Raw genomic sequence first — 25,866 nt, 5'->3', positions numbered from 1 at the left:
ACCCCTGACTCTTACGCTCGCGACGTGGTCGTCGGTGGGGCGGTCACTGTGCTTCCGCTGTAGCGCCGAGCAGGGCTTCCAGTTCGCGGTGCGCAAGGTCGAGCGCCTCCTGCCCGGCGGAATCGGACACCACAGCCCGCATCATCTCGTTGAGGATCGCCGCCATCCGCGGCCAACGCGGGTCGACCGGTACGGACCGAGCGTGTGCATGGGCCTCTTCCAGAACCTCGTAGTACGGCGCGATCGCTTGGACCTCCGGCGCCGCCCACGAGTCACGCCGGGTCGCCGAACCGCCGCCGAGCGCGGTGAGGACGTCCATCTCGTGGGTCCCGAGCTTGCGGATCAGGTCGACAGCCCGCTTGGGGTCGCGTGCCCCCGAAGGCACGGTGAGCACCCAGTAGGCGTTCATGGTGACCGCGGAGCCGTTGGCGCCATCGTGGCCGGGGGTGGGCGCGCAGCCGACAAGACCGTGCGTCGGCGATTCCGGATCGGCCGACAGGGCGGCGAAGCCACACCAGTTGACCATCATCGCCGCTTCTCCCGCCGCGAAATGGGCGCCGGACGCAACGCTGTCCCACTCTGCCGCGCCCGGGTCGACGACCTTGCTCACGTGCCAGAGGTCGTGCAGGAAGTCGATCGCCGCGCGGGCGGCGGGCTGGTCCAGCCCCGAGCGGCCGGCAGCGTCGACCAGCTCTCCGCCGCGGCTCCACAGGTGGGTGAGGAAATCGTAGACGTTGTTGTGCTCGTCAGGAAAACCGGCCTGAACCGTGCCGTACAAGCCTTCGCCCGGCCGGTTGAACCACACTGCCTGGTCGTGGAACTGCGACCAGGTGCCGGCGGGTGCGAGCGGGTAACCGAACCGTTCGGCGAAACCCGCCTGCTCCTGGGGGTCGGCGTACAGATCGGTGCGATAGAGCAGCAGCATCGGGCCGTCGTGGTACGCCACGCCGTAAGTCTTGCCGTCGGGCCCCTTCTGCAGCGCGCGCAGTGACGGCACCCACGCCGACGGCCAGCCCTGCGGCGGATCCACCTCGAAGTGCTCATCGAGCGGCAGCAACCCGCCCGATTCAATCAGCGACGGCAACCAGTCCGTGATGAGCATCAGTACGTCGTACGCGCCGGAAGACGTTCCGACGCCGTCGAAGACCTGCCGCTGCAGGTCGCCGATCTCGACGAGTTCGAAGCGAGCGTCCACTTCGGGCAGCTCACGCAGCTGTGCGGTCAACGCGCGGTCGAACCCGTCGAACTTCCGACCGAGCACCACTAGCGGCGTCTGGGACATCCCGGCTCCCCTCAATCACTCAAACGATTGACTGTTCTTATCACGCGGTGGTCAAATGAGGAAGAGATCCGCCGACCAGAAGTCCTCGAGCTTCTCCAGGAGACCGCCGTGCTCGACATGTTCGCCCCGATCGCCGCCGCCTGCGAGCTGACCGTTCCGCCCGGTCACCACCGGAAGATCGGCGTGGTCGGCGCCGGGGCGATCGTCCAAGTTGGACACTTGCCGGCGTACCGCAAGGCCGGCCTGCCCATCGCCGCGATCTGCGATCTGCGTCAGGACCTCGCGAAGGAGGTCGCCGACCGGTTCGACGTGCCGCGCGTGGCCGGCTTGGACGAACTGCTCGAAGACCCCGAGATCGAAGTACTCGACATCGCCGTGGTGCCAGAGGCCCAGCCCGAGATCGCGCGGCGCGCGCTGCGCGCCGGTAAGCACATCCTCGCCCAGAAACCGCTCGCCGTGGATAGTGACACGGCGCGCGGTATCGTCGAGCTGGCCGCAGAGCTGGACCGGAAGCTGGTGGTGAACCAGCAGATGCGCTATGGCGAAGGAATCGCGGCCGCCCGGGCCATCGCCGACGCGGGCTGGCTCGGCGAGTTGACCTCGGTGACCATCGACGTCAACATCGCCACCGACTGGTCGGCGTGGGGATGGCTGGTGACCTCGCCACGACTGGACCTGATGTACCACTCGATCCACTATTTCGACTCGATCCGCTCGATCCTCGGCACGCCACAGCGGGTCTTCTGCGCCGCCGGGCGGCGACCCGGCCAGCTCGCGACCGGTGAGACCAGGACGACCACCACATTGCTGTACGACGACGGCCGCAGCGCGCTGGTGAACGTCAACCACGAGAACGTCACCGGAGACCACTACGCTCGCTTGCGTATCGATGGTTCGAAGGGCAGTGTGCGCGGGACCATCGGCTTGCTGTACGACTACCCACACGGTCGCCCCGACACCCTGGAGGTGAACAGCATCGCGCTCCCTACCGACGGCTGGGTCCCTTACCCGGTGACCACCCGCTGGATTCCCGACGCGTTCGCCGGCCCCATGCGCGCGCTGCTCGCCGCGATCGCCGACGACACCCCCGCGCCGACGAGCGGCGCGGACAGCCTGGGCACCTTGCGGCTGGTCGAGGCCTGCTACGCGTCCATCGCCTCCGGTTCCGCACAAGCACTTCCGGCGCCGTGACCACACCCGGCCGCCGGAAGCCCTCCCGGGTCACCCTCGTCGAGGTGGCCACACTCGCGCGTGTCGACCCCTCAGTCGTGTCCAGGGTCATCAACAGCGACGAGCGGTTGGTCATCAAAGACGAGACGCGCGCACGGGTGGTGGCCGCCATCAAACAGCTGCGCTACCACCCCAACGCCGCGGCACAGAGCCTGCGGACAGCGCAATCGGGCACCTTCGGACTGTTGATCCCCGACTTCGCGAACCCGATCTACGCGGAGATCATCAAGGGTGCCGAGCAGACCGCAACCGAGCACGACGCACTGCTCCTGACGGGTACCGCGCTCGAAGACCGACCCGAGCGGTATGTGCGGATGCTGGCCTCGGGCCGCGTCGAAGGACTGCTTCTCGCCTCCGACCGGATCCCGCCGGACGCCGTCGAAGCGATGGTCGCCACAGGTCGCCCGGTCGTCTCGGTCAACCAGCGCATTCCCGGCGTCCAGCGGATGATCCTGGCCGACGACGAACGGGCGAGCCGGATCGCCGTTCGGCATCTGATCGAACTCGGCCACCAGCGCATCGGGCACATCCGCGGCCCGGCCGGCAGCGATACCGCCCGCCGTCGACTCAACGGTTACCGCCGGGCGCTGCGCACCGCCGGACTCACGCCCGACGCCGCTCTGGTCGCCGGAAACGGGTACACCAGCGAGGCCGGCGCCGACGCGATGCGGGAACTCCTGGCAAGGCCCGAGCGCCCGACCGCGGTGCTGGTGGCCAACGTGGCCGCCGCGATCGGCGCGCTCACGGCGGCCCGAGTGGCCGGCGTGCATGTCCCCGGCGACATGTCCGTGGTCACGATCCACGACATCCCGCTGGCGGCGAATCTCGTGCCGGCGCTGACCACCGTACGTATGCCACTGGCCGAGATGGGCCGCGAAGGCATCCTCGCCCTGTTCGACGAGGACGCCGACGAGGTCGTCAAGAAGGTCGTACGCGATGCAACGGAACTGATCGTCCGGGACAGCACGGCCCCACCACGGTGACGCCGCCGACGTCACCGGTCACCGTCGAAGTCCCAGCCCCTCGGTCTGCGCGGTGGCTTTCGGTTCCGCCACGTCGCCCGGAGGTGTCAGCGCCTCACCGTCTCCGTGGCCCCGCCGCGAAAACCACGAACGGACCAGGTTGCGTCGCCGGGAGCTCGTCGCCGTATACAACGTCGCAGCGGCCACCAGCACCCCGCCCTGGACGACGTTCTGGTAGTTGGAGCCGATGTTGAGCACGTTGAAGCCGTTGCTCAAGGTGAACAAGATCAGCGTGCCCACCACGGATTTCGCGACGAACCCGGAACCGCCGAGCAGCGAGGTTCCACCGAGCACGGCCGCGGCGATGACGGTGAGCTCACCGCCGGTCAGCACGGTCGGGTCGACGGAGTTGAACCGACCCGCGTAGAGCACGCCGACGGCGGCGGCCACGACACCATTGAGGACGAACGCGCCCATCTTGTAGCGGTCGACACTGATACCGGAGAGCCTCGCGGCCTCCGAGTTCCCGCCGGTGGCATAAAGGTTGCGCCCGACGACCGTGTGCCGCAGGACCACGCTCACGACGACGGTCAACGCGAGCATGATCCAGACCGGCGCGGTCTGGGTGAGCATCTTGGGCTGAGCGATCGCGACGAAACCCAAGGCAACGCCGGACAACGACAAGGGCGCTGTCCCAACCAGGCCCGCGAGCCGACTCTCCTTGCGCAGAGACAGAACCACGGCCGCGATCAGCAACAGGGCCGCGATGACGACAGCGACCACCAACGGCAAGGACCACCGAGCGGTCGCGAAGTCATGGAAGGAGCTGTTGGTCGCGGTGATGCTCTGTCCGACGAGGATCGCCTGCACGACACCACGAACCGCGGTCAACGTGCCGAGCGTGACGATGAAGGCGTTGACCCCGACCTTCTGTACCAGCACCGCGTTCACGAACCCCACCACGGCACCGGTCAATAGCGCCCCGAAGAGCGCGACAAGCGCTCCATACTGGTCGACGAGCTTCAGCGCGACCGTCCCCGCGAGTGCCGCCGTCGACGCGACGGACAGGTCGAAGTTGCCCGTGATCAGCGTCAGAGTCATGAAGATCGCCAGGATCCCGATGAGGGAAGCCTGATCGAGGATATTGCTCAGGTTGACACTACTGAGGTACGGCGGGCGACCCTGTGCCGACGTCGTGATCGTCAGTACGGCCACCAGCAGGAGCAGCGCGTACACGACGCCTGCCGAACGCGGCGACAATGCGCGGCGCCACCCGCCCAACGTGTTGGCGGAACTCATGGGATTCACTCTCCGTCGTTGTTCATCGTTGTCAGTGCTGCTCTCAGAGACCGCTGGCAAGTGCGGTCAGTTCGTGAAGGTCGGTGGCTGCCGCGAGCCGCTGGGCGACGATCTGCCCGCGGCGGATGACCACGATCCGGTCGCACGCGCCGCGCAGCTCTTCGAACTCGGAGGAGACCATCAGCACCGCCTTGCCGGCGGCCGCCAGGCTCCGGATGAGTCCGACGATGTCGGCCTTGGCGCCGATATCGACTCCCGCCGACGGCTCGTCGAGGAGGAAGACCGTCGCCGGACCGTAGAGCCATTTCGCGAAGACGACCTTCTGGGCGTTGCCGCCGCTGAGCTCACCGACGGACATCTCGGTAGTGCCTGCCACGATCCGCAGGTCGGTGACCGCCTTCACGGCCAGCCGGCGCTCGCGTTCGCGGTTGGGCACCAGCGAACGCCACGACAACGAACGCAGGTAGGGCAGCGAGATGTTCCGCCAGATCTCCCAGTCCCGCAGCAGTCCCTGCCGCGACCGATCCTCCGGGACCAGTGCGAGCCCGGCCCGGACCGCACGGCGCGGTGATCGCCCGCGCAGTGTCCGCCCACCGATCAGGACCGTGCCGCTCGCGACGGGGTCTGCACCAAAGACCGCCTCGAGCAGCTCGGTCCGTCCACTGCCCAGCAGCCCCGCGAGGCCCACCACCTCACCGGCGCGCACGGTGAAGCTGACCGGGCCGAACTTGCCAGGCGAGGACAGGTTTTGGACAGTGAGGAGCGGCTCGCCCGGTGGCCCATCGGAGGTAGGCGCGTTCTCCTCGACCCGGGCGAGGCGATCACCGACGATAGCGGAGACGAGCTGCTGTTCGGTGGTGACGCGGGTTTCCTCATCCACCACGACCTGCCCGTCCCGCAGCACGGTGAGGTGGTCGGTGAGGTCGAGGATTTCGTCGAGGAAGTGCGAGACGTAGATGAAGGTGACGCCCAGCTCGCGCAGCCGCCGCACGGAACGGAACAGGATGTCCCTTTCGGGGGGCGACAGCGCGGCCGTGGGCTCGTCGAGCAGCACCAGCGACGGATCCCTGGCGAGTGACTGCAGGATCGCGACCATCTGGCGGGCTCCCACCGAGAGGTCGCCGACAGGTTGGTCGGGCTCCAGGTCGTACCCGATCCGCTCGCACAGTGCCTGCAGCTCCCGCCGCCGTGCCGGGGCGTCCCACTTGATCGTCTCGCGCCGGCCAAGGAATACGTTGTCCAGTACGCTCATCGAACCCACCAGCGGGGTGTGCTGATGTACCGCGGCCAATCCCGCTGCGAGCGCCCCGAGCGGATCGGTCCAGGCCGCGGGCTCGCCCTTCCAGGAAAGGCCGCCGCTACTCGGCGGCTCGACCCCTGAGATGATCTTGATGAGCGTCGACTTCCCCGCGCCGTTCGCCCCGATGAGTCCGTGGACTGTGCCTGGTCGCACGGCCAGGGAGACCCCGCGCAACGCGTGGGTGCCGCTGGGGTAGATCTTGTGAACGCCCTCGACTGTGAGCAACGGGGTCATCCGGGTCACCACTGGGGAGTGCAGCTGGACACGTTGTCGGCCGTGATACCGGGCGAGTCGTAGAAGGTCGTCTTCGGCGGCGCAGAAGTCTTGCCGGCCAGTACGTCGTGCATCATCTGCACCGCCATCGCACCCTCGTCGTACGGCTTGTAGCAGACGGTTCCGGCAAGATCACCGGACTTGACGGCGTCGATGCCTGCCTGGGAACCGCCGACACCGAGAACCTTCGCGCTCGACCCGGCAGACTTGACCGCCGCGGCACAGCCGACCGCCATGTCATCGGAAATCGCGTAGAACAGACCGATCGAGGGATTGGCGGCGAGGATGTTCTGGCAGGCCGACTGACCGTCCTGTTTGGTCCAGTTACCCGGCTGGTTCGCGACAATCTTGTACTTGCCGGCGCCCGCGCCGTCGAGGGCTGCTTGGAACTTCGTCACGCGGGTCGTGTTCTCAACGAACCCGGCGGCACCGGTGATCACGGCGACCTTGCCCCCGGCGGGAAAGGCCTTGAGGGCCAGCTGGCCGGCTGTCGCGCCCGCTTCGGCCTCGTTTTCGTCCAGAACGAACTTGAGTTTGGAGTACGGGTCGCTGACGTTGCGATCGGCTCCCACGTACCCGTGGACCGTCGCGATGGGGATACCCGCCACGGTCGCCTGATCCACCAGTGCTTGCGCCGGTCCCGGCGACAGCGGCACCAGCAGGATGGCGCTGACCTGCTGAGCGATGAGATCCTGGACCTGACTTGCCTGCTTCTGCTGGTCACCCTGAGAATCGAGACCGATCAGCTTGTCCCCGAGCTGCGCCGCCTTATCCTTGGCGCCCTTGGCGATCGCAGCCGGGAAGGTGACCGACTCCTGCTGGTTGGCCAGGCCGATCGTGAAGGAACCGCCCGCTTTCCCGGCGGCGGGAGCGGTGGCATCGGGCGACGCGCACGCCGTCGCGAATGTCCCCAAGGCGACTCCCGCAGCAAGGGCCGCAAACCTCCTACGCGCTGATTTCCGCACTGCGCTGTGCATGGCTCCGGTCACTGGTCTGACCCCGTTCGAACTCGATTACCACATGGATTGGATGGGAGAAGCGGGCGGAAGCGTGGCGCCGAACGAGGTTGAGCCGCATTCCCCCGACCACGCCGACCGAGTTGGCTCGGCTGCAACGGATTCGACTGCGGCCGGACCAGATCGACGCACACAGGTCCTCGTCAGTCTCTCGTCAAGGGACAAAACAACTCAAACGTTTGACTTGCTCGCCTGGCCGACCACTGGAAGTCATCCCGCGGGCCGGTTAACGCTGATTTCCGCCAGTTTCGGACACGGTCAGCGGACGCCTGACACTCATCCATCTCACGTGCAGTCTTCCGGCGGAGGTCGCTCGTCCGACTAGCCGCGTGGCGCCAAGACAAACGATTGACCTGATGGACTGGAACAGCTTCACCCGCGCGCGATCACTTGTCAAGAGCCGTTACCGCAGTCGAATGGCAGCTGCCCCGTCAGCCGTCGAGCCGTTACGTCCACGCTGATCAAGGTTGGCCGGCGCGTCCAGCCGGCCCACGGTCACCGCGGCCGCCAGGACACTCGAACGACTCGACCACCACGAACGATCACCACCGAGGTCCGTGTCCCAGCCCTGCGTACGTGGCGGGACCTACCGGGTCTGCTGCGATCTCACTCGGACTCCCCGCCTGATACCCGGTGAGCGGGGAATGCGTGACAGTTCACCGTTCGGCTGTCGCTCCTGATGACGGGCGGCTCGACTGCGCAGACGTCCGTCGCCAGTGGGCACTGTGGCCGGAACGGGCAGCCGACTTCCGGGACCGGAGCAGTCACTGCGGGGGTGCCGGCCAGATGCCGATTGCGTTGCTCGACGGGATCCGGGACCGGCCGCGCGGCCAGCAGCCGCTGGGTGTACGGATGCTGCGGATCGTCACAGATCTCGGCGCTACTGCCGCTTTCCATCAACTTTCCCGCGTAGAGAACAACCACTCGATCAGAGACGTGCCGGACGACTGCCATGTCGTGCGAGATGAACAGGAGTGCGAGTTTCAACTCCTGTTGCAGGGATCGCAGCAGATTGAGGATCTGAGCCTGTACGGACAGATCGAGCGCGCTGACCGCCTCGTCGCAGATGATCAGCTTCGGATGCAGGAGAAGGGCCCGTGCGATCGCGATCCGCTGGCGCTGGCCGCCGGAAAAGCTACCTGGATACCGGTCGGCATCGGCTGCGGTGAGACCGACGCGCAGGAGCGCTTCGCCGACCTCGTTCGCACGCTCTCGCCGGGCGAGCTTCCGATGGGCGAGGAGTGGCTCCTCGAGCGTCTTTCCGATGGTGCGCATCGGGTTGAGCGAACCGAACGGATCCTGGAACACGGCCTGGATGTGTTGGGTGAGGGCACGTCTGCGGGCGGCACCGGCGTGGGTGATGTCCTCACCCTCGAACGCAATACGTCCGGCGGTGGGCCGCACCACGCCGAGGATCGCGTTGCCGAGTGTCGACTTGCCTGAGCCGCTCTCGCCCACGATTCCGACCGTTTCCCCCACCTCGATGTCGAGGTCGATGTCGTTGAGTGCGAAGAGAGGAGGCTTGCCCCTCCCCCGCGGGTACCCGACTGTGAGACCGCGGGTCGTGAGCAACGACGCAGCCCGGGTGTTCATCGGCCCGCCAGTAGCTGCTCGGTCCGGATGCAGCGCGACGCGCGTTCGTCCGGCAAGGGGCTGAGCAGGATCGGTTTCCCGGTGCAGGCGTCCGTGGCGAATCCGCACCGGGGCTCGAAGTGGCATCCACTGGGCCACCTGCCTGGTTCGGGAACCCTGCCCGAGATGGTGGGCAGCGGCTCGCCGGCCTCGGCCAGCTGCGGGTTCGATGCCAGTAACGCCGCGGAGTAGGGGTGGCCGGGTGCCGTGTAGATCTGCTCGACGGTGGCGGACTCGACGATCTCGCCGGCGTACATGACCAAGGTCCGATCGCAGACGTCGGCGAGTACTCCCCAGTCGTGGGTCACGATGATGAGCGCCATGCCGAGCTGTCGGCGCAGATCACGGAGCAGCGCAAGGATCTCGGCCTGAACAGTGACGTCCAAGGCGGAGGTCGGTTCGTCGGCGATGAGCAGCTTCGGCTCGGCCGCGATCGCCATGGCAATCCCGATTCGCTGCGCCATACCACCCGAGAGCTCGTGTGCGCGGCGCGGCATGATCGCCGCGGGATCAGGGAAGCGCACCATGCGCAGCAGCTCCGCCGCGCGCTCGCCAGCCGGTTTCCTGGCGAGGCCGGTGTGCCTGATGATGACTTCGCGGAGCTGGCTGCCCACGGTGTAGGCCGGGTCGAGGCTGTTGACGGCGTCCTGCGAGATCAGCGCGATCCCCGATCCCCGGATCCGGGACAGCTCCTTCTCCTTCAGGTGCGTCAGATCTTTGCCGTCGAAATGCACTGCTCCGGCCGTGACCCGTCCGCCGGCCGGAAGCAGGCCGAGGATCGCCTTGGCGGTGGTGCTCTTGCCGCAGCCCGATTCGCCGACGATCCCGATCGACTCACCCGCTTCGATCGTGAAGCTGACGTCTTTCAGTACGGGGACGTCGACGCCACCTCGCCGGAGCGTGACGTCGAGGCCGCGTACGTGGAGCAGACCGCCGCCCGGCTCGGCCGGGGAAACCGGATGGCGCGGAGTCGGAGCCCGCAGGGCGACTACGGGGACCGAGCGGCCGACGGTCCCGTCGCGGACCGCGTCTCCGAGCAGGCTGAGAGCCAGCACGGTGATCGCTATCAGGCCGCCTGCCGGGACGAGGAGCCACGGGGCTTGGGAACTGACGCGGGCGGCCTGGCTGACCATGTTCCCCCAGCTGGGCCCGCTGGAGTCCGGTCTCAGGAGACCGAGAAAGGACAGGCCGCTCTCGATGACGAGCGCGCTGGCGCAGAACAGCGAGGTCTGCACGATGATGGGGCCGGCCAGGCTCGGGACGATGTGCCGGCGCATGATGGTCACCGCCCGCAGGCCGGAGAGCACGGCCGCGGTGACGAACAGCTCTCGGCGGCAGGCCAGGGTCGAGGCGCGGACGATCCGCAGCAGGCCGGGCGCGTGGAGAAGTCCGAGAGTGACCATGGCGGCGAGATCGTTGCCGGGGAAGATCGCGACAACCATGAGCAGCACCACGATTCCCGGCACCGCGAACACCAGATCAGCGACGCGGGTGATGATCCTTTCCGGCCACCCGCCCAGATAACCCGCGGCGATCCCGAGTGGTACGCCGACGGCCAGCGACGTGAGAACCGCCGTCGCAACGTCGAGCAGCGCGACGCCGCCACCGTGGAGCAGGCGGCTGAACACGTCCCTGCCGAGCTGGTCGGTCCCGAGCCAATGCACCCCACCAGGTCCCGCGAGGACATGGGCGAGGTCCTGCAGGTTCGGGTCGCCAGGAGCCAGGATGGGTGCCGCGAGCACGGCGACCACCAGCAGCAGGAGATAGACGCTGCACACCAGCACGATTGGTTTGCGCACCACGGACGTGCGCATTCGCGACTGTGTCCGCGACGGGGTGACCGGGCTGGTGGGGGCCTGGTTGGCGATCGTCGTCACGACTTCACTCCGACTGTCGGGCTCAGGAAGCGGTAGGAAATGTCCACGAGCAGGTTGACGACGACGACGATTACCGCGAAGTAGAGCGCGACGCCTTCGATCATCGGCAGGTTGTGGGTGAGGCTGGCATTGACGGCCTGCTGGCCGATGCCCGCGATGGCGAAAATGTTCTCGACGAACACCGTGCCGCCGAGCAACCCGATGAACATCAGCCCCAGCGTCGTGACGACCGGCACGGCGGCGTTGCGCAGTGCGTGTTTGAAGACGATCGACCGCATCGGGAGTCCGTGTGCTCGCAGCGCGATGATGAAATCCTTCGCCAGCACACGCATCATCGAGTCACGGGTCTGTCGCGCGATGAAGGTCGTCGCCCCGGCAGCGAGGGTGATGACGGGCAGGGCGATGCTCTGTGCCCACCCCACCGGGTTTTCGCCGAGTGGTATGTAGCCCGTTGCCGGGAACAACGGGATCCCGATGGCGAAGATCTCGATCAACACGAGTGCCAGCCAGAAGTTCGGAACCGCGAAACCGACCGCAGTCGCGACCTCGAGCGCCTTGCCGATCAGGCCACCGCGGACGGCGCTGACCACACCAGCGCCGACGCCGAGGATCGTGGCGACGACAAGGGTCACGCTGATGATCGAGAGGCTGGTCCCGAGCTGGCCGTTGAGCGTGTCGGCGACGGGCTGCCCGCTGAAGAGGTCCGTTCCCAGGTTGCCGTGCAGCACGTTCGTCAGCCAGTGCCAGTACTGTTCCAGAAGCGGCCGGTCGAGGCCGAGCTGCTGCCGTACCTGTGCGTACTGCATCGGCGTGGGGTTGGCCTGGTCGCTGAGCACCGCCTGAACCGCGTCACCCGGTGCCAGCGAAGCCAGCACGAACGTCAACGCCGTCACCGTGAACAGCAGGACGAACGAAGATGCCAGCCATTGGAGTGTCGTACGGATCATCGCGGCCTCCTCTTGTCGTCGAGCAGTGTTGATGCGGCCTTCAGGTGGCGGGCTGAACCTCGTAGATCGATACATATGAGGTCGGTGTCGTGGTCGTTCCGGTGATGTTTCTGGAAGCGTAGTAATAGAGATCCTGGCTCACGATCGGAACGAACCAGGCCTGCTGGACCAGGTACGCCATGATCTGCTTGTCCACGCCGGCCTTCGCCTCCGGTGAGGCAACCGCGCTCTGGTTGTAAAGTTTCTGCAGAACGGGGTCGGCATTGCGGAACGGGTTGTACAGCGCGTTCGGGAGATAGAGGTAGCTGCCCTCGATCGCAACCGGGACGCTGAAGTTGCTGGTGAAAGCGGGCGCTTTGGCCTCACCCAACACCGTAGTCCGGTAGGCACTGGCGTTGGAGATCTCGTTGACTTTGACCGTCACTCCGGCCTTTCCCCACTGCTGCGCCACCGCCTGCGTGACGAGATTCAGCCCGCCGCCGGTCGTGGTGAACAGGTCCAGCGTGAACCCGTTGGCGTAGCCCGCCTGCGACAGCAGGGCCTTCGCCTTTGTGACGTCGTAGGGATAGGTGTGCTCGAGGGCCGCGTCATACCCGGCGGACCCCGGCACACTCAGCTGCATCGTCGGGGCGCCGCTGTCGGCGTACAGGGCCTTGGCGATCGACGCTCGGTCGGTCGCGTAGTTCAGGGCCTGCCTCACCCGAACATCCGCGAGCGGCTTGACCAGCGTGCCCCCGCGGTCAGCGAGCGTTACGGCGACGACCAGCTGCGGTGCGCTCGTCACCGTCAGGCCCGCTCGTTTCGCCGCGGGGACAGTGCCCTGATCACCCAGCGAGAGGTTCACCTGTCCCGTCTGCATTGCGGCCAGCGTCGACTGCGGGTCGAGCATGACCTTGACCACGACCTTCTTCCAGTGCACGGCAGCTTTGTCGTAGTAGTTGGGGTTCGGCACATAGGTGTACTGGCTGCCGGCAACGGTCTGCGCCGCGTCGATTTGGTAAGGCCCGGCTCCGAAGGTCGCGCCACCGAGCTTGGCCGGATCGCTCAGGCCCGTGGGGCTGACAATGTCACCGGCGACGAAGTTTTGGCTGAGGTGCTTGCCAAGATCGGGGTCGGGCTTCGGGCTCCTGACCGTGACCTCCAGCGGGCCGGTCGCGGCGAATTCGTAACCGGCGAACAGGGGGGCCTGCTGCCCCGCGGCTTTCACCAGGTAACTGAAATGATCGACCACACCTTGCGCCGACAAGGCACTTCCGTCGGAGAACTTCACGTTGGGACGCAGTGCGAGTACGAAAGTCATGTTCCCGGTACCGACGTAGTGCCACGACAAGGCCAGACCCGGTTGCAGATCTCCGGCAGAGTTCTGGACGATGAGCGGCTGGTACGCGAGAGCGGCATAGAAGCGATCGGAAGTCGTCTCTTTCGTCGGATCGAGGGTCTTCGGCGCGGCTGGCTGGGCAAGGGTCAGCACCTCGCCGACCTTCCCGCTCGGTTTCGGCTGGCCGGACCCGGAACCGGTGACAGCGGTTCCTCCACAGGCGCTAAGCACGACAAGAGATGCCGCCACCGCCAGCGCCATTCTCATTGAGCGTTTCCTTGATCGCATAGCTGCTCCTGATCTTCAGATGCGGTCCGTCCGGGAACGCCCAGCCGGCCGGATTCTCCCGGTTACGCGACGATCACTGTTCGGCCGAGATAACCGGCCAGTCGATCCGCCGGCGTGGCGCCCTCGGGTACGGGACTGATGGAGGCGATCGGCATGCCCTCGCGCGGCCTTCCCTCTAGCCTGGCGCGATAATGCGCCATCACCCGATCCACCAACTCCGGGTCGTAGTCGGTGGATCGGCCGGTTGCTCTGGCCAGATCCCATAAATGTGCGACGAGGTCGGCGATCCGCCGTTCCGCCAACTCCGCCACGGTCGCGGCTCCCATGAAGGTGCCCTCGACGATGCGTTCGAGCGCACCCGGCGGGGTCAGCTCGGCGCGGGTACCGACCAGTGACTTGGCCACCGCCCTCGTCGGGTCAGCACCGAGATGGTCGGCGCTCCTGTCGGGTTGCGGCTCGTTCTGGAAGAACGCGGTGACGATCAGGTCTCCGAGCACAATGTGGTTGAGCACGTCGCGAACGTTCCAATCCGAACACGGTGTCGGCAATGAGAGCTGTTCGTCAGTAATCGGTCCGACCATGCCGTCCGTAATCGCGGCAGCCCGATCGAACGCCTGCAAGGTATCCATTCATCGACTCCAGTTCTCAGCGGTGAAGACTGTGGCGACGGCTGTTCCGCTCGGTCGCACGGCTGGTGCGTTCTCATCGACCGCGAAGGCGATCCCCGGCGTGGGCGGCTACGGAGTCGACAGGTGTGAGCATCGAAACGACAGCGAACAGCGCCATCGCCACTGGAAGGGTGGATCTCCGGCTGATCCAGTCGCTGGTGAATCCGAGCGGATCGCGCCGAACAGCCCCATGCCACAGATCGGGCCGAGTGCGGCGAGATGGCACGTCACCTGGCGGCGGCTTTGGGCCGGCTGTCGAGTTCAGGCCAAGGTGTGTCGTCGTTCGATTAATTTCTGACTATCGGCAAAACTCGTCGAGGGAGCCCGGTTGTCAAGGTGACCAGCACCTGATTTACCAGAAACGACCTCGGCCTCGCTACGTGAGCTTCATCGGTGGACTTCGAGCAGTAGAACCAGGATCTCGAAGTCTCGTTTCGATTTCGACTGTCCCGTGCCGGCCGTGAACTCGGGTGCCGCCGACACCGCAGCATTTTCCGGCCACATGAGGAATCCTCGCCACGGCTGCTCCGCGGTCGAGAGCCGGCTGCTTCTCTTGCGCACCAACCCATGTCTCCTGTGTCGACATTGACATGCCGGCATTGTAGGCACCTTGTGTATTGACATGTCAAGTCGGAAGGCGCACGGGCCGGCGTTCGGGTGACCGGTTGCGTCCGATGTGTCTGCGTTCCACAGTCGTGGGCCGGCTCTGTCGGCCCGAAGAACGGGGTTGTCAGCATTTTGACCGCCGGCCCGGATGTTTGGTGGTCTCACGTGACTGTGAGGTCCAGCTGTTTCGAGCAAATCGGCGACTGCCGGTTGGGTGCCGGGGCGGGACGCTCGGCACTCAAGATCACCCGGGCCCCCTCCGCTCGGCCGGCGACCTCATTTGACGTGTCAATTCAATTGGCCAATGATATCAATCGTGGCTTCCAAGGATTCGAGGACGAAAAGGTCGGCGGGCGTTGCATTGGCGGGCGATGAGCTGCGGCTCTGGCGTAATTTTCTGCAGTGGAGTGAAGGTGTGACGGCCGCGGTCGCGCAGGCGCTGGCCGTCGAGGTGGGTCTCTCACAGCCCGACTACGAGGTTCTGAAGCGCCTCCTCGAGGCCGATGGTGCGCTGCCGCGCCAGGCGCTGGAGCAGAGCCTGTCCTGGTCTCCTTCGCGGCTGTCGCACCAGTTGCGAAGGATGGAAGCCAGAGGTCTGGTGGCACGCGCCGGCTCCGGGCACGGGCGTCACGTGAACGTCGAGATCGCGGACGGTGGTCGTGGCGTGATGGCCGCGGCTGACCGGGCGCATGCGCAAGCGGTACGCCGGCACCTGCTCGACGCGCTGCCTGACGACGTGCGCGGATTCCTCTACAGCGCGCCCGGTGTGCCTACCTCCCGCGATGGCTCGACAAGCGACGGTGAGCACTGAGCCGGCGGCTCGCAATTGGGCTGCGCCCAGCGCGACCTCGACTGACCCGCCTGAGCTGTGGGACTGGCCCCGATCAGAACATGCCGCCGCCCGCGTGCACGGCCTGGCCGGTGACCCAGCGGGCAGCGTCGGAGGCCAGGAAGGCGACGATGTCAGCGATGTCATCGGGTTCGCCGATGCGGCCGAGCGGTGTCCGTGCGGCTATCTCCTCGAGCACAGCGGCCGGTCGGAGCTCGATCAACGCGTCCGTCCGGATGGCGCCGGGAAGCACGCTGTTCGCCGTGATTCCTCGCGGCCCGAGCTCCTTCGCGAGCACTCGCATGAGTGCGTCGCCGGCCGCTTTGCTGGCACCGTAGACGGCACTGCCCGGCCTGTGGGTAGCGGCTGCCACGCTGGAGATCACGACGATCCGGCCGTTGTCGCGCACCCTCGTGGCCGCCTCGCGCAGCGTCCGGAACGTGGCGCGAGTGTTCGTGCTGAATATCAGCTCGTAGTCCTCATCGGTGAATTCCGCGAGCGGAACGAACCGCGCCACGCCGACGTTACTGACCACGATGTCCAGCCCACCGTAGTGTCGCTCAGCGGCGTCGAAGAGACCACGCAGTTCGTCGGCATCGGTGACATCGGCCCGCATCGCGACGGCCCGGCCGCCGCTCGCCTCGATCCGCGCGACCACCTGCTCGGCCGCGTCGCGCTCGGACCGATAGTTGACGATCACGCTCGCCCCATTCGCACCGAGCCGTTCGGCGATGGCACGCCCGATCCCGCGCGAGCTCCCCGTGACGATCGCGATCTTCCCGTCCAGCAACCTGCACTCCTGGTGATAGATGATGAGCAATGGACTGACAGTGGGGATTCCTGGCGGAATTCGATCAGTGCAGGTGGGTGCCGAAGAAGTTCTCGATCCGGTTCCACGCGTCCTGCGCCGACTTGGGCTCGGGGCCGATACCCGCGACACGCAAAAGCGGCCGCAGGAGTCGGGGGCCGGCTTCGGCGTCGTTGAGAAAGGCGTGGCTGGCGGCGGGATACTCCTTGACATCGTGCGTCACTCCGGCTTTGTCGAGTGCCGCGTCGAGCCGGTCGGCGGCGCCCTTGAGGGAAGGGTCTCGACCGCCGTAGCTGCCGACGACCGGGCAGGCGCCGGTGAGCGCGGCGTCGAGGTCGCGGGGAAGCTGGCCGTAGTTGACGGCGGCCGCCTCATACCCGGAGCTCGCGTTCAGCAGCGCGAAGCCGCCCCCCATACAGAAGCCGATGACACCGACTTTCCCCGTGCAGTCGGCGGAGGCTGCCAGGTACTCACGTGCGGTAGCGATATCGGCGAATGCACGACCCTGGCCCCGAAGCATCGCGCGCATGGTGGAGACCAGGCAACGGACCGTGCCCCCCGCGCTGAACAGGTCGACGGCGAGGGTGAGGTAGCCGAGCCCGGCCAGTCGGTCGGCGTGCCGGCGCATGACCTCGTCGAGGCCGAAGATCTCGTGGATCATCACCACACCCGGCCACGGTCCGGTCCCGGACGGCTGCGCCAGGTAGGCATGAAGGGGCTGGGAACCACTCTGGGGTTTGGCCAGGTTGGTCAGGTCGATGTCGGTCAAGGTTTCGCCTCCTGTGGCGGGGTAGCGGCAAGGGTGCGCAGGTCGACGGCGGCGCCGAGCAGGGACAGACCGTTGCGAAGGGCATCGGCCGGGACGTCGTCGACGAGGTGGTGCATCACGATCAGGCCGTGCATCAGGGAGAACAGGGTCGCGGCGGTGGCGCGGGTGTCGGCGCCGGGCGGCAGGTGCCCGGCATCGCGCCACCGCACCGCCAGTTCGGCGATGTGGTCCAAGGTTTCCAGGTAGAGCACGCGGGCACGTTTCTGGAGCGCGGGATTGCGCAGCGCCTCCGCCCACGTCTGCAGGGCGATTCGGGACATGTCGTAGTCGGGATTGCTCGCCCTGCTGGCCAGTTCGCCCACCAGCAATGTCAGCGTCTCGGCGGGACCCGGACATGGGTCCCGGTTCACCAGGCCGACGAAGATGCCCCGGACCTTCGCGAGGCCTTCGTCGGCCGTGGCGTTGATGATCTCGTCCTTGCTGCGGAAGTAGCGGTAGACCGCGCTGGAGGACATCCCGGTCGCCGCGATCACGTCGTCCATCGAGGTCGAGTGGAAGCCGTTGTCGGAGAAGCACGCCCATGCACTGGCAAGGATGTGCTCGCGGCGCTTCGCGCGGGTCTGCTCGCTGAGTCTGGGCACAGACCCCACTCTAAACGGAAACGATCGGTTGCGCTATTCGCTCGATGTGGGTACCGTCACTCCCAAACACGAACGATCCTTTCTCTTTGGAGGTTGGGATGTCGCCGCCGACACTGTCCGGTCTGCGCCATCTGACGTGCCCGGTCGAGGACCTCGACTGCCACGTCACGAGTCATGCCGGACGACACTCGTGATCACGCTCGCCCAGGCCCGCACGATCGTGGACCGGGCACTCGCGCACGCGCGGATCCACGGCTTTCCCCCGATGACGATCGCGGTGCTCGATGCGGCCGGGCAGCTTGTCGCGTTCGCCCGGGAGGACTCCTCGAGCCTGCTGCGCGAACGCATCGCCCGAGGAAAAGCCCACGGCGCACTGAACATGGGCGTCGGCAGCCGAAGCCTCGCCGCCCGGGCGGCGGCCCATCCCGCATTCGTCAACTCCCTCGTGTCGCTGGCGGACGGCAACCTCGTGCCCGTCGCCGGCGGCGTCCTGATCCGCGACGAGAACGACGATGTCATCGGGGCCGCCGGGGTCAGCGGCCACCAGCCGGACGACGACGAGGCGTGCGCCATCCACGCCATCACCGCTTGCGATCTGCGACCCGATCCCGGCACCTGAAGCACAAGTCCTGCCATCGAAAGGAGCACCCCACCGGTGTTCGACACAGACAACCGACTGCTCGCCATGCTCGAAAAGCAGCAGATCCCGTTGGGAATGCAGTGTTTTACCGCTCATCGGGGCCCTGATGAGGTCTTCGGGTTGACCGGCTTCGACTTCGTCATGCTCGACACCGAGCATTCCCCGGCCAACCCTCGCGCCATCGAGGATGGAGGCGGACGCCCAGGGCCTGTTCGTGCCCATGGCCAAATCGGCCGCGGACATTCGGCGAGTCCCGTGGTACCGCTCATCACATGACCGGAAAGGTCAAGGCGGCCGCGGACCGGCATGACGTGCTCCGCGACACCCGTCCCGCGCCTCCCACCAGCGCCTTCCCTGCCCGCTGAAACATCACCTCCCACGACAACGCGAAAGGAAACCAGTGCTGTGACACCACGTCTGAACAGGTTTGTGGTCGGACCCGACGCCGAAGGCCGCTCGACCGTACTCGGCCGAGACCTCACCAACGTCCAAACCCGCGAAGGGTTCTACTGGCGCGCAACGCTGTGGGCCGCCCAGGAGACACCCGTGGACAACGCCATCGTGGGCGACCGGTCACTGACCGCGGGCCTGGGCGCGCGCCGGGAACCGTTCCCGAACGGGATGCTGTGCCGCGCCCTCGAAATCCCGCCGGATACCGCGGACACCACAGAACACCGCCAGGTCCTCACCGACCTCAACGACCAGGTGCGGCAGAAGCACAAGCCCAGCGCTGACGACCTCGCCCGGCACCCCAGCATGCACCGCACCGACACCCTCGACTGCATCACCTGCGTCCGAGGCGAGATCTACCTCGTCACCGACGTCGACGAGGTCCTCATGCGACCAGGAGACACCGTGATCATCCGCGGCACCAACCACGCCTGGAGCAACCGCTCGGACTCCCCATGTCTGCTCGTCGGCACCATGATCGACGCTATCCCACCCGACAAAGATCAAGAGCATTAGAGTCGTCGGCATATACGCACCCTTGGAGGGGCTATGAATCTCACGGTACTGGGTGCCACCGGTGGAGTGGGGCGGCATGTCGTCAGGCACGCCTTGGCCGATGGGCACAAGGTGACCGCGGTGGTCCGGGATCCCGCCCGGCTGGGCATCGAGCACGAGAGCCTCTCGGTCGTCCGCACGAATCCCCTCGATGCCACGTCGCTGACCGGGGTTATCGAAGGGGCCGACGCCGTGCTGTCCGGCATCGGTCAAGCCGGCCGGGCGGACCCGCTCAGGCCGGCATCGACGTCGGTCCGAGCGGCGGTGGAAGCGATGGTGGCGACCGGTGTACGACGCATCGTCGTGATGAGCTCGGGCACGCTGAACCGTACCGGAGTGGGGCAGCCGTGGTTCTCGCACCGAGTACTCACCCCCGCACTGTGGGCAGTTCTCCGTGAGGCATACATCGACCTCGAGCGAATGGAGCGGATCCTGCGCGAGAGCGGTCTTGACTGGACGGCGCTACGGCCGCCCCGTCTGACGAACGCCAAAGCCAAGGGCTCCTACCGTGATGCCATCGAAGCGGGCCCGACCGGCACCACGATCACCCGTTCAGACGTTGCTCGCGCAATGCTGGACTACATCTCCGTACCCGGCACGATCCAACACGCGGTCGGCGTCAGCAACTAGTACGGCAGCTTTTACGGCTCGCCTCCGGCATTCCAGCCACGCGGCACAACGGCGATTTGTTCACTCATGATGCCGCCCGTTCCAGGACACGAGCGCGATGTCGCAATCCTCGACTGTGCGGACTTCAGCCTCCATGTTCAGTATCGTCGTCCGCCAGCTGAACTCCGAAGGCGACGTCCTCGTCGGTTTCGACCCCGATGGCGACCCCGGCCATGACGAACGGCTCGTCTCCGTCGTTCCTCCACGAGTGCCAGCCAGCGAGCTGCACCAGCATGTCACCAGCGGCGAACTTGACCGACATTCCGTCCTCGGTGTGCATCGTCAGCTCGCCAGAGATGGCCACCAGATATTCGTTGATGTGCGGCGTCCGGTGCATCGGGCTCGCGCTTCCGGGAGCGACCTCGACTCGCAGAAACCGGACTTCTCCCGGGCTCAGCTTGAAGTTGAACTCCTGGATCTCGGCCACGTAGTCGTTGGTGCTGCCATCGACCGCCGCCGCGGCCCACCCAAGGTACATGCGGGTGCTCGGAGCCTCCGACGAAACTTCGACTTCTTGGTTCCCCATCGCCATGGCGCGAGGCGCGCCCTGAAACAGGACAGTGTTCTTTCCACTCCCGCCAACTCCGCAAATGATTCGCTTCAACTGGCCCTCTCCTGTTCACGCAAATAGTGAAGCTTTCGTAGATTAATCAGGCACAGTGAATTGAATCGCTGTCACTTCGGACGCGAGCCTACGCAAGACTTGCCGAGGCAGGTCATGAGACGGATGTTCAGCGTAGGCCCGCCAACCGGCCGCATCGTCGAAATCAGCAGTGAGCGCGTAGTCTGCTCCGGAGTCGGCGATACTCAGACCAGATCCGTGCGCCATTGCCCCAACAGACGGCGCTTCCGCGCCCAGCTTGTCAAGACAGCTCCGAACCTCGGTCATCTCGGCGGGCGAAAGTTCCTTACGCCATTTCAGCAAAACTACGTGTCGAATCATTGACTCGTCCTGACAAGATTCGTTGAGTGGACACGGCATCGTAGGCAATGATCCGACGTCAAACCTGCGAAATGCTTTCGTCGGAATTCGTCTGCCGGAACTCAAGTGCCTTACGAAGGCCACTTTCCATAACCGTGGCAAAGAACTTCTTGTCGTCAGCCGACCCGTGACCACTGAGCGCGTTTTGCACGAGTGCCATGTTGGCCAACCCCATCAGCTCGTACTGACGGTGAATGCCGAGCTTTGCCGCCTTGGTCTGCTGAGGCGGCACCAGGGCCAACTCGTCGGCCCACGCCCGAACGACGGTGTCGAGTTCGTCGGCAGGGACGACTCGTTGGACGAAGTCCCACTTGAGCGCCTGCTCGGCGGTGTACCAGCCGCCGGCCATCATCAGCTTCTTGTAGACCCGCATCGGCAACTGGAAAACCAGCGGCGAGTAGGCGATGACGCCGGCACCCATTCGAGCCTGTTCAAAACTGAACTTCGTCCCTTCCACGGCGATCACGAAGTCGCAGTGGGCAACGATGTCCTGTGCGATCGGCCCCACATACTCATGTACGCCCGCAATGATCGGCTTGGGGAAGTACCACATGGCGCGAAGGTGAGGAACCTTGTGAGGCGGCGGTCCGCCGGCGACATATTTGGCGGCTACCTCCTTGAGGTCGTGCCCAGCGGAGAACAGCTTGCCGGCTCCGCGGAGCGTCACCACGCGGATTGCGTCATCGTCGGCAGCAGTGTTCAGCAGGCGCTCAAGCTCCTCCTCAAGAGCGTAGGTGATCGCGTTTCGCGCAGCGGGCCGATTGATGATCACTTCAAGAATCGGACCGTCGGCCTTGACCAGGAAATTGTCGTAGTCGTCATACATGAGATGGATGTCCGATCTTCGAGAGCCGGCATCGGTGCGGTCGGCAAGCACCGGACCGACGATGCGGCTGGACGTTCAAGACGTCGCGGCGGTGGAGGGAAGTTGCACGAATCCGGACGTACCTGCCGTTCCAGCAGCGCGTGCAGCTCGCCCAGAGACATTCCGCGATTCCAGCACACGACCCGCGGTGATTGTCGGCATCAAGAGGATCGTGCAAGGACCCAGGAGCATCGTTCAAGCGTCTGCCGAGCCTCGGTGCCACAGTCGACTGTGCCGACCTGGTTGAGCGGGTTCGCATGGCCAGGCAAGGAGAACAAAGGGGTTCGCATGGATTCACCAATTATGTCGACCACGACTCTGCCGCGAGTGCTGCGCGACCGAGTAGCCTCAGCGCCCGAGCAGGTCGCGCTTATCGACGCTCCCACCGGTCTTAGCGTCACTTTTGCGGAGTTCGGCGCGAACGTTCAAACATGGGCCCGGCGGATGGCGGCTCATGGGGTGGTCGCCGGCGACCACGTGGCGACCCTGCTCGGCCCGACTTTCGATGCCTATTACGTCTGGATCAGCCTGAGCGGACTCGGCGCAGTCGAGGTTCCCATCAATCCGCAACTCAAGGGCCGACTGCTGACGTACCTGCTGAACCACGCTGAGCCACGGATACTGGTCACGCAGTCGGCTTTCCTTGAGAACCTCCTGTCCATCGCAGATGGCCTCGACACGTTGGAGCAGATCGTCGTAATCGACGCGGCAGAAGGCATTGAGCAAACCGCGGGCGGCCTACGGGTGCTGAGCAACCCTGAATTCGCCGCGCGTGAAATAGATGTCGAATTTCAGTACGCGGAAAGGCATGACACCGCCTGCATCATCTACACCTCGGGCACGACCGGCCCACCGAAAGGCGTAGTCATCCCATGGGGAATGCAGGCTACGTCCATCAAGCGACTGCCGGAGCGGATTCGAGGCGGTTCTCGATATTCGTTTCTTTCACCCGCGCACCTGTCCGGCAAATCGGCGCTGACTTCAGCACTGACCGAAGAGCGCACCCTTGTACTGCGGGAGACGTTCAGTGTCAGTGCATTTTGGGAAGACATAGCCCGCTACGATTGCAGGGTAACACAACTCTTTCCCGCCATGATCAAATATCTGCTCAGCCAGCCTCCGGTCGACGCCGATGCGAAAAGTCCTCTGCAATTCATGTGGACTGCACCCGTCACGAAGGATACAAAAGAATTCATGCGGCGCTTCGGTGTCGCGGTCAGCACCGGATTCGGGATGACGGAAATTGGCGGGCCAATTTATGGCGTAGACATAGATGGCACAAACCTGGAGTCCTGTGGCGGATTGAATGCTGCCGACCCGCGAGGCTATGAGGTCCGGCTCGTTGACGAACATGACCGAGAAGTCGAAGTTGGCGATGTTGGTGAACTCGCGGTGAGAACATCCGTCCCCTGGTCCCTCAACGCCGGCTATTTTCGCAACCCGGAGGCCACCGCGGCAGCCTGGCACAATGGCTGGTTCCACACCGGCGATGCGTTGAGACAAGATTCGGACGGCAATTTCTACTTCGTTGATCGTTTCAAGGACTGCATTCGACGCAAGGGCGAGAACATTTCGTCCTTCGAAGTGGAGGCATACGCCCTGGAGGTTGCAGGCATCGCCGAGGCGGCGGCCGTGGGTGTACCTGCGGAGGACGGGGAGCAGGACGTCAAGATCTTTCTGGTGGCGAGTCCGGGGGTGTCACTGAATCTCGCCGCGGTGGGACTATCGCTGGCACAGTCCATGCCGCGCTTCATGATTCCTCGGTTTCTTGAGCAGGTGAACGCACTTCCGCGCACGCCGACGACCGGCCGCGCCCAGAAGGGCTCACTGCGCTCGAAACCACCTGGCGCCCGCAGTTGGGACCGGCTCGCCGGCTCGGTCCCCGTTCCCGTGCGGTTCCAGCAGGAAGCAGGTGGCCGGTGAACACCACCCCCGCGATGCGGGACAAGCCGTCGTCTCAGTCCGATGTGACCGCCCTCGTCGTCGGCGGGGGCTTCGGCGGCGTTGCCGCCGGCATCTACCTGAAGAAGTCCGGCATCCACGACTTCCGCATCATCGAGAAGGCTGCCGGCCTCGGTGGAACGTGGTGGGACAATCACTATCCCGGTGCTGAGGTCGACGTCCCGTCGCACCTGTACTCCTTCCCGTTCAAGGCTTTCGACTGGTCACGAACGCATGCGCAGCAGCCCGAAATGCAGCGGTATATCAAGGACCTCGTCGACGAGTACGACCTCTCGCCGCATGTCTCGTTGCTGACCACGGCCGTCGAGGCCGTCTGGTCCGAAGACGCCCAGCGGTACCGTGTCTCCCTTTCCACGGGCGAGTTCGTCACCGCCCGGGTACTGATCAGCGCGGTGGGATTGATGAACGTCCCCCACTATCCGGACTGGCCGGGGCTCGACGAGTTCGAAGGGCCGAAGTTCCACACCGCGCGCTGGGAACACGAGCACGATCTCGCCGGTAAACGCGTCGCGGTCGCAGGAACTGGGTCGACGTCCTCGCAGGTCGTTGCGGCGATCGCTCCCCTGGTCGAGAAGCTGCATCTCTTCCAGCGCGAGCCAGGCTGGGTGCTCCCGAAGGGCGACCGCGACTACAACCCCGAGGAGCGGGCCAAGTTCGCCAACGAGAGCGAACTGAAGCGTCGCTGGAGGCGGGTCAAGCCCTATGTCGCGCAGATGCGGACGCAGGCCTTTGCGCGGATGTGGCGCCCCGCCACGAAGATGAACCAAAATTTGCAGGAAAAGGCACTTGCCTACATCGACAGCGTGTTCGCCGAACGACCTGATCTCAAGGAGGCAGTCACCCCGAAATATCCGTTCGCGGGAAAACGCACAATCCTGAGCGGCGCGTTCTATCCGGCACTACTTCGGCCGAACGTCGAAATCATCCCCCGCGCTGTTGTCGGCGTGACCCGCAACGGTGTTGTCGATGCGGGCGGTATCGAGACACCCGTGGACATCCTCATCATGGCGACCGGTTTCCAGCAGGCGAATGTACTCAGCTCGTTACGGGTAATCGGCCGCAACGGCCGAAGCCTGCACGACATCTGGGGCACGGAGCCACGCGCCCTGCTGGGTATCACCGTGCCGGACATGCCGAACTTCTTCATGCTCTACGGGCCCAACACCAACGGTGGAGAGATCTTCAGCAACCACCGCGCCGAGGCCAAGTGGGCAACCCGGTCGATCAAGCGCCTGCAGCGTCACGGCGGCACGATCGAAACACGCGAGCGGCCGTTCGAGATTTTCGACAAATGGCTGCAGAAGAGCATGCGCAAGACATCGTGGGTCGCTGCGAACAACTATTACAAGTCCTCGACGGGCCGCATCGTCACCCAATGGCCATTCGATGCTTTCACCTATCGCGTGCTTGCGCGGATCTTCTATCGAATCGGCCTCAAGCATCAACGAAAGCGATGAACAAGCCTCCTAGCCGGGGGCCGACCTGCTCCCACATCGCCGCGAGGGATCCGAATGGGGTCAGCCGCGAGGCCAGGGACGACCGGTGAGCCGCTCGATGTCGGTGTTGAACTGCTGGAGGTCGGCGACGAAGTTCGCCAGCCGTTCGGGTGGCCAGCGACGAACACGCCGGCGAGTCCGGCGACGAACTGGTTCCGTTCCCAGGCGAGCCTCTTCGCTCCGTTGCCGGTGATGCGGAGCTTGCGGGCGAGTCCGCCGTCCGGGTCGAGCATCCGCTCCACCAACCCGTCCTTGAGCAGGGCGTTCGTCTGCCGGGTGAACGTGGACGCGGCGAGCCCGAACGCCTCGACGAACTCGGCGATCGACATCGGGCCCTGGACCTCAAGCCTGCTCAGCAGCACGTAAGCGCTGCGATCGAGGTAATCGCCCGGACGGGTGCGGCGGGAGGAGGTCATCTCGCGATGTCGGGTCATGATCAGCAGTTCCCGCTCGATGTGCTCGCTTGCCTGGTGCAAGTCCATGCCGTTCGCCGCCGATGGCG

The 25,866-nt window shown here is 65.5% G+C and carries 25 protein-coding genes; 9 read left to right on the top strand and 16 right to left on the bottom strand.

Translation table 11 applies throughout. The features are described from left to right. Positions 1–43: 43 nt before the first annotated feature. On the bottom strand, positions 44–1,282 hold the full coding sequence (locus JWQ81_RS15610) for an extracellular solute-binding protein (RefSeq protein WP_297542047.1): 1,239 nt from the start codon (positions 1,280–1,282) through the stop codon (positions 44–46). A gap of 117 nt (positions 1,283–1,399) precedes the next feature. On the opposite strand from JWQ81_RS15610, the gene JWQ81_RS15605 reads away from it, so the two are divergent. Both JWQ81_RS15605 and JWQ81_RS15600 read left to right on the top strand, forming a co-directional pair. After that, positions 1,400–2,473, top strand: a complete 1,074-nt coding sequence (locus JWQ81_RS15605) for a Gfo/Idh/MocA family oxidoreductase (protein ID WP_297542075.1) — start codon at positions 1,400–1,402, stop codon at positions 2,471–2,473. Further along, on the top strand, positions 2,470–3,495 hold the full coding sequence (locus tag JWQ81_RS15600) for a LacI family DNA-binding transcriptional regulator (protein WP_297542045.1): 1,026 nt from the start codon (positions 2,470–2,472) through the stop codon (positions 3,493–3,495). The genes JWQ81_RS15605 and JWQ81_RS15600 overlap by 4 nt, the downstream gene beginning before the upstream one ends. Positions 3,496–3,513: 18 nt before the next feature. Here the strand turns inward: JWQ81_RS15600 and JWQ81_RS15595 are convergent, their stop codons facing one another. The 8 genes from JWQ81_RS15595 to JWQ81_RS15560 all read right to left on the bottom strand — a co-directional run bounded on the left by JWQ81_RS15595 (position 3,514) and on the right by JWQ81_RS15560 (position 14,053). Continuing rightward, complete coding sequence (locus JWQ81_RS15595; RefSeq protein WP_297542043.1) at positions 3,514–4,773, bottom strand: ABC transporter permease; 1,260 nt, start codon at positions 4,771–4,773, stop codon at positions 3,514–3,516. A 43-nt stretch (positions 4,774–4,816) separates the two neighbouring features. Continuing rightward, positions 4,817–6,307 carry a sugar ABC transporter ATP-binding protein gene (locus JWQ81_RS15590; protein WP_297542041.1) on the bottom strand — a complete coding sequence of 497 codons (1,491 nt, stop codon included), beginning with the start codon at positions 6,305–6,307 and terminating at the stop codon, positions 4,817–4,819. Positions 6,308–6,312: 5 nt separating this feature from the next. Then, complete coding sequence (locus JWQ81_RS15585; protein WP_297542039.1) at positions 6,313–7,260, bottom strand: sugar ABC transporter substrate-binding protein; 948 nt, start codon at positions 7,258–7,260, stop codon at positions 6,313–6,315. A 708-nt stretch (positions 7,261–7,968) separates the two neighbouring features. Then, positions 7,969–8,955 carry an oligopeptide/dipeptide ABC transporter ATP-binding protein gene (locus tag JWQ81_RS44945; RefSeq protein ID WP_366942294.1) on the bottom strand — a complete coding sequence of 329 codons (987 nt, stop codon included), beginning with the start codon at positions 8,953–8,955 and terminating at the stop codon, positions 7,969–7,971. Continuing rightward, complete coding sequence (locus JWQ81_RS15575; protein WP_297542035.1) at positions 8,952–10,871, bottom strand: dipeptide/oligopeptide/nickel ABC transporter permease/ATP-binding protein; 1,920 nt, start codon at positions 10,869–10,871, stop codon at positions 8,952–8,954. The genes JWQ81_RS44945 and JWQ81_RS15575 overlap by 4 nt, the downstream gene beginning before the upstream one ends. Further along, positions 10,868–11,818: an ABC transporter permease gene (locus JWQ81_RS15570; protein WP_297542033.1), complete on the bottom strand. Its 951-nt coding sequence runs from the start codon at positions 11,816–11,818 to the stop codon at positions 10,868–10,870. Before JWQ81_RS15570 ends, JWQ81_RS15575 begins: the two co-directional genes overlap by 4 nt. A gap of 40 nt (positions 11,819–11,858) precedes the next feature. Further along, positions 11,859–13,403 (bottom strand): ABC transporter substrate-binding protein, encoded by a 1,545-nt coding sequence (locus tag JWQ81_RS15565; protein WP_297542031.1) that lies wholly within the window; start codon positions 13,401–13,403, stop codon positions 11,859–11,861. 83 nt (positions 13,404–13,486) lie between these two features. After that, entirely contained in the window at positions 13,487–14,053 is a 567-nt protein-coding gene (locus JWQ81_RS15560) for a TIGR03086 family metal-binding protein (RefSeq protein ID WP_297542029.1), read from the bottom strand. A gap of 961 nt (positions 14,054–15,014) precedes the next feature. Here JWQ81_RS15560 and JWQ81_RS15555 point away from each other — a divergent pair. Further along, positions 15,015–15,509, top strand: coding sequence for a MarR family winged helix-turn-helix transcriptional regulator (locus JWQ81_RS15555; RefSeq protein WP_297542027.1), 495 nt, complete (start codon positions 15,015–15,017; stop codon positions 15,507–15,509). Between the two features lie 73 nt (positions 15,510–15,582). On the opposite strand, the gene JWQ81_RS15550 is transcribed toward JWQ81_RS15555, so the two are convergent. Genes JWQ81_RS15550 through JWQ81_RS15540 form a run of 3 tightly spaced genes read right to left on the bottom strand, consistent with a single transcriptional unit; the run spans position 15,583 to position 17,745 of the window. Further along, positions 15,583–16,347 (bottom strand): SDR family oxidoreductase, encoded by a 765-nt coding sequence (locus JWQ81_RS15550; protein ID WP_297542025.1) that lies wholly within the window; start codon positions 16,345–16,347, stop codon positions 15,583–15,585. A gap of 34 nt (positions 16,348–16,381) precedes the next feature. Beyond that, on the bottom strand, positions 16,382–17,104 hold the full coding sequence (locus JWQ81_RS15545) for a dienelactone hydrolase family protein (protein WP_366942293.1): 723 nt from the start codon (positions 17,102–17,104) through the stop codon (positions 16,382–16,384). Further along, on the bottom strand, positions 17,101–17,745 hold the full coding sequence (locus JWQ81_RS15540) for a TetR/AcrR family transcriptional regulator (RefSeq protein ID WP_297542023.1): 645 nt from the start codon (positions 17,743–17,745) through the stop codon (positions 17,101–17,103). The genes JWQ81_RS15545 and JWQ81_RS15540 overlap by 4 nt, the downstream gene beginning before the upstream one ends. Before the next feature lie 190 nt (positions 17,746–17,935). On the opposite strand from JWQ81_RS15540, the gene JWQ81_RS15535 reads away from it, so the two are divergent. From JWQ81_RS15535 to JWQ81_RS15520, 4 genes are all read left to right on the top strand, one after another. Continuing rightward, a complete protein-coding gene (locus JWQ81_RS15535; protein ID WP_297542021.1) occupies positions 17,936–18,364 on the top strand; it encodes a heme-binding protein in 429 nt (142 codons plus the stop codon). Positions 18,365–18,400: 36 nt separating this feature from the next. After that, positions 18,401–18,661: a hypothetical protein gene (locus JWQ81_RS15530; protein WP_297542019.1), complete on the top strand. Its 261-nt coding sequence runs from the start codon at positions 18,401–18,403 to the stop codon at positions 18,659–18,661. A 129-nt stretch (positions 18,662–18,790) separates the two neighbouring features. After that, entirely contained in the window at positions 18,791–19,351 is a 561-nt protein-coding gene (locus JWQ81_RS15525; protein ID WP_297542018.1) for a cupin domain-containing protein, read from the top strand. Between the two features lie 33 nt (positions 19,352–19,384). Further along, entirely contained in the window at positions 19,385–20,020 is a 636-nt protein-coding gene (locus JWQ81_RS15520; protein ID WP_297542016.1) for an NAD(P)-dependent oxidoreductase, read from the top strand. Between the two features lie 124 nt (positions 20,021–20,144). On the opposite strand, the gene JWQ81_RS15515 is transcribed toward JWQ81_RS15520, so the two are convergent. The 3 genes from JWQ81_RS15515 to JWQ81_RS15510 all read right to left on the bottom strand — a co-directional run bounded on the left by JWQ81_RS15515 (position 20,145) and on the right by JWQ81_RS15510 (position 21,918). Next, positions 20,145–20,591: a cupin domain-containing protein gene (locus JWQ81_RS15515; RefSeq protein WP_297542014.1), complete on the bottom strand. Its 447-nt coding sequence runs from the start codon at positions 20,589–20,591 to the stop codon at positions 20,145–20,147. A gap of 114 nt (positions 20,592–20,705) precedes the next feature. Beyond that, the gene (locus JWQ81_RS44940; protein ID WP_366942292.1) at positions 20,706–21,002 is read right to left on the bottom strand and encodes a Dabb family protein; all 297 of its coding nucleotides are present in this window, start codon (positions 21,000–21,002) and stop codon (positions 20,706–20,708) included. Between the two features lie 58 nt (positions 21,003–21,060). After that, the gene (locus JWQ81_RS15510; RefSeq protein WP_297542012.1) at positions 21,061–21,918 is read right to left on the bottom strand and encodes an enoyl-CoA hydratase/isomerase family protein; all 858 of its coding nucleotides are present in this window, start codon (positions 21,916–21,918) and stop codon (positions 21,061–21,063) included. Between the two features lie 276 nt (positions 21,919–22,194). Between JWQ81_RS15510 and JWQ81_RS15505 the strand changes: the two genes are divergently transcribed. Beyond that, the gene (locus JWQ81_RS15505) at positions 22,195–23,829 is read left to right on the top strand and encodes an AMP-binding protein (RefSeq protein WP_297542010.1); all 1,635 of its coding nucleotides are present in this window, start codon (positions 22,195–22,197) and stop codon (positions 23,827–23,829) included. Next, positions 23,826–25,325 (top strand): NAD(P)/FAD-dependent oxidoreductase, encoded by a 1,500-nt coding sequence (locus JWQ81_RS15500; protein ID WP_297542008.1) that lies wholly within the window; start codon positions 23,826–23,828, stop codon positions 25,323–25,325. The genes JWQ81_RS15505 and JWQ81_RS15500 overlap by 4 nt, the downstream gene beginning before the upstream one ends. Here the strand turns inward: JWQ81_RS15500 and JWQ81_RS15495 are convergent. Beyond that, positions 25,310–25,846, bottom strand: a complete 537-nt coding sequence (locus JWQ81_RS15495) for a MarR family transcriptional regulator (protein WP_297542006.1) — start codon at positions 25,844–25,846, stop codon at positions 25,310–25,312. The genes JWQ81_RS15500 and JWQ81_RS15495 overlap by 16 nt on opposite strands. Between the last annotated feature and the right edge of the window lie 20 nt (positions 25,847–25,866).

It is taken from the genome of Amycolatopsis sp. (assembly GCF_025464955.1).
Lineage (GTDB): Bacteria > Actinomycetota > Actinomycetes > Mycobacteriales > Pseudonocardiaceae > Amycolatopsis.
The sequence above is the reverse complement of the archived record's forward strand: the minus strand, read 5'-3'. Positions and strand labels throughout refer to the sequence as shown.

Bases quoted from the DNA above. Each gene is read 5' to 3' on its own strand.
- JWQ81_RS15610 (WP_297542047.1), bottom strand. From the start codon at position 1,282: ATGTCCCAGACGCCGCTAGTGGTGCTCGGTCGGAAGTTCGACGGGTTC.
- JWQ81_RS15605 (WP_297542075.1), top strand. From the start codon at position 1,400: ATGTTCGCCCCGATCGCCGCCGCCTGCGAGCTGACCGTTCCGCCCGGT.
- JWQ81_RS15595 (WP_297542043.1), bottom strand. From the start codon at position 4,773: ATGAGTTCCGCCAACACGTTGGGCGGGTGGCGCCGCGCATTGTCGCCG.
- JWQ81_RS15590 (WP_297542041.1), bottom strand. From the start codon at position 6,307: ATGACCCCGTTGCTCACAGTCGAGGGCGTTCACAAGATCTACCCCAGC.
- JWQ81_RS44945 (WP_366942294.1), bottom strand. From the start codon at position 8,955: ATGAACACCCGGGCTGCGTCGTTGCTCACGACCCGCGGTCTCACAGTC.
- JWQ81_RS15570 (WP_297542033.1), bottom strand. From the start codon at position 11,818: ATGATCCGTACGACACTCCAATGGCTGGCATCTTCGTTCGTCCTGCTG.
- JWQ81_RS15565 (WP_297542031.1), bottom strand. From the start codon at position 13,403: ATGAGAATGGCGCTGGCGGTGGCGGCATCTCTTGTCGTGCTTAGCGCC.
- JWQ81_RS15560 (WP_297542029.1), bottom strand. From the start codon at position 14,053: ATGGATACCTTGCAGGCGTTCGATCGGGCTGCCGCGATTACGGACGGC.
- JWQ81_RS15520 (WP_297542016.1), top strand. From the start codon at position 19,385: ATGAATCTCACGGTACTGGGTGCCACCGGTGGAGTGGGGCGGCATGTC.
- JWQ81_RS15515 (WP_297542014.1), bottom strand. From the start codon at position 20,591: ATGGCGATGGGGAACCAAGAAGTCGAAGTTTCGTCGGAGGCTCCGAGC.
- JWQ81_RS44940 (WP_366942292.1), bottom strand. From the start codon at position 21,002: ATGATTCGACACGTAGTTTTGCTGAAATGGCGTAAGGAACTTTCGCCC.
- JWQ81_RS15505 (WP_297542010.1), top strand. From the start codon at position 22,195: ATGGATTCACCAATTATGTCGACCACGACTCTGCCGCGAGTGCTGCGC.
- JWQ81_RS15495 (WP_297542006.1), bottom strand. From the start codon at position 25,846: ATGGACTTGCACCAGGCAAGCGAGCACATCGAGCGGGAACTGCTGATC.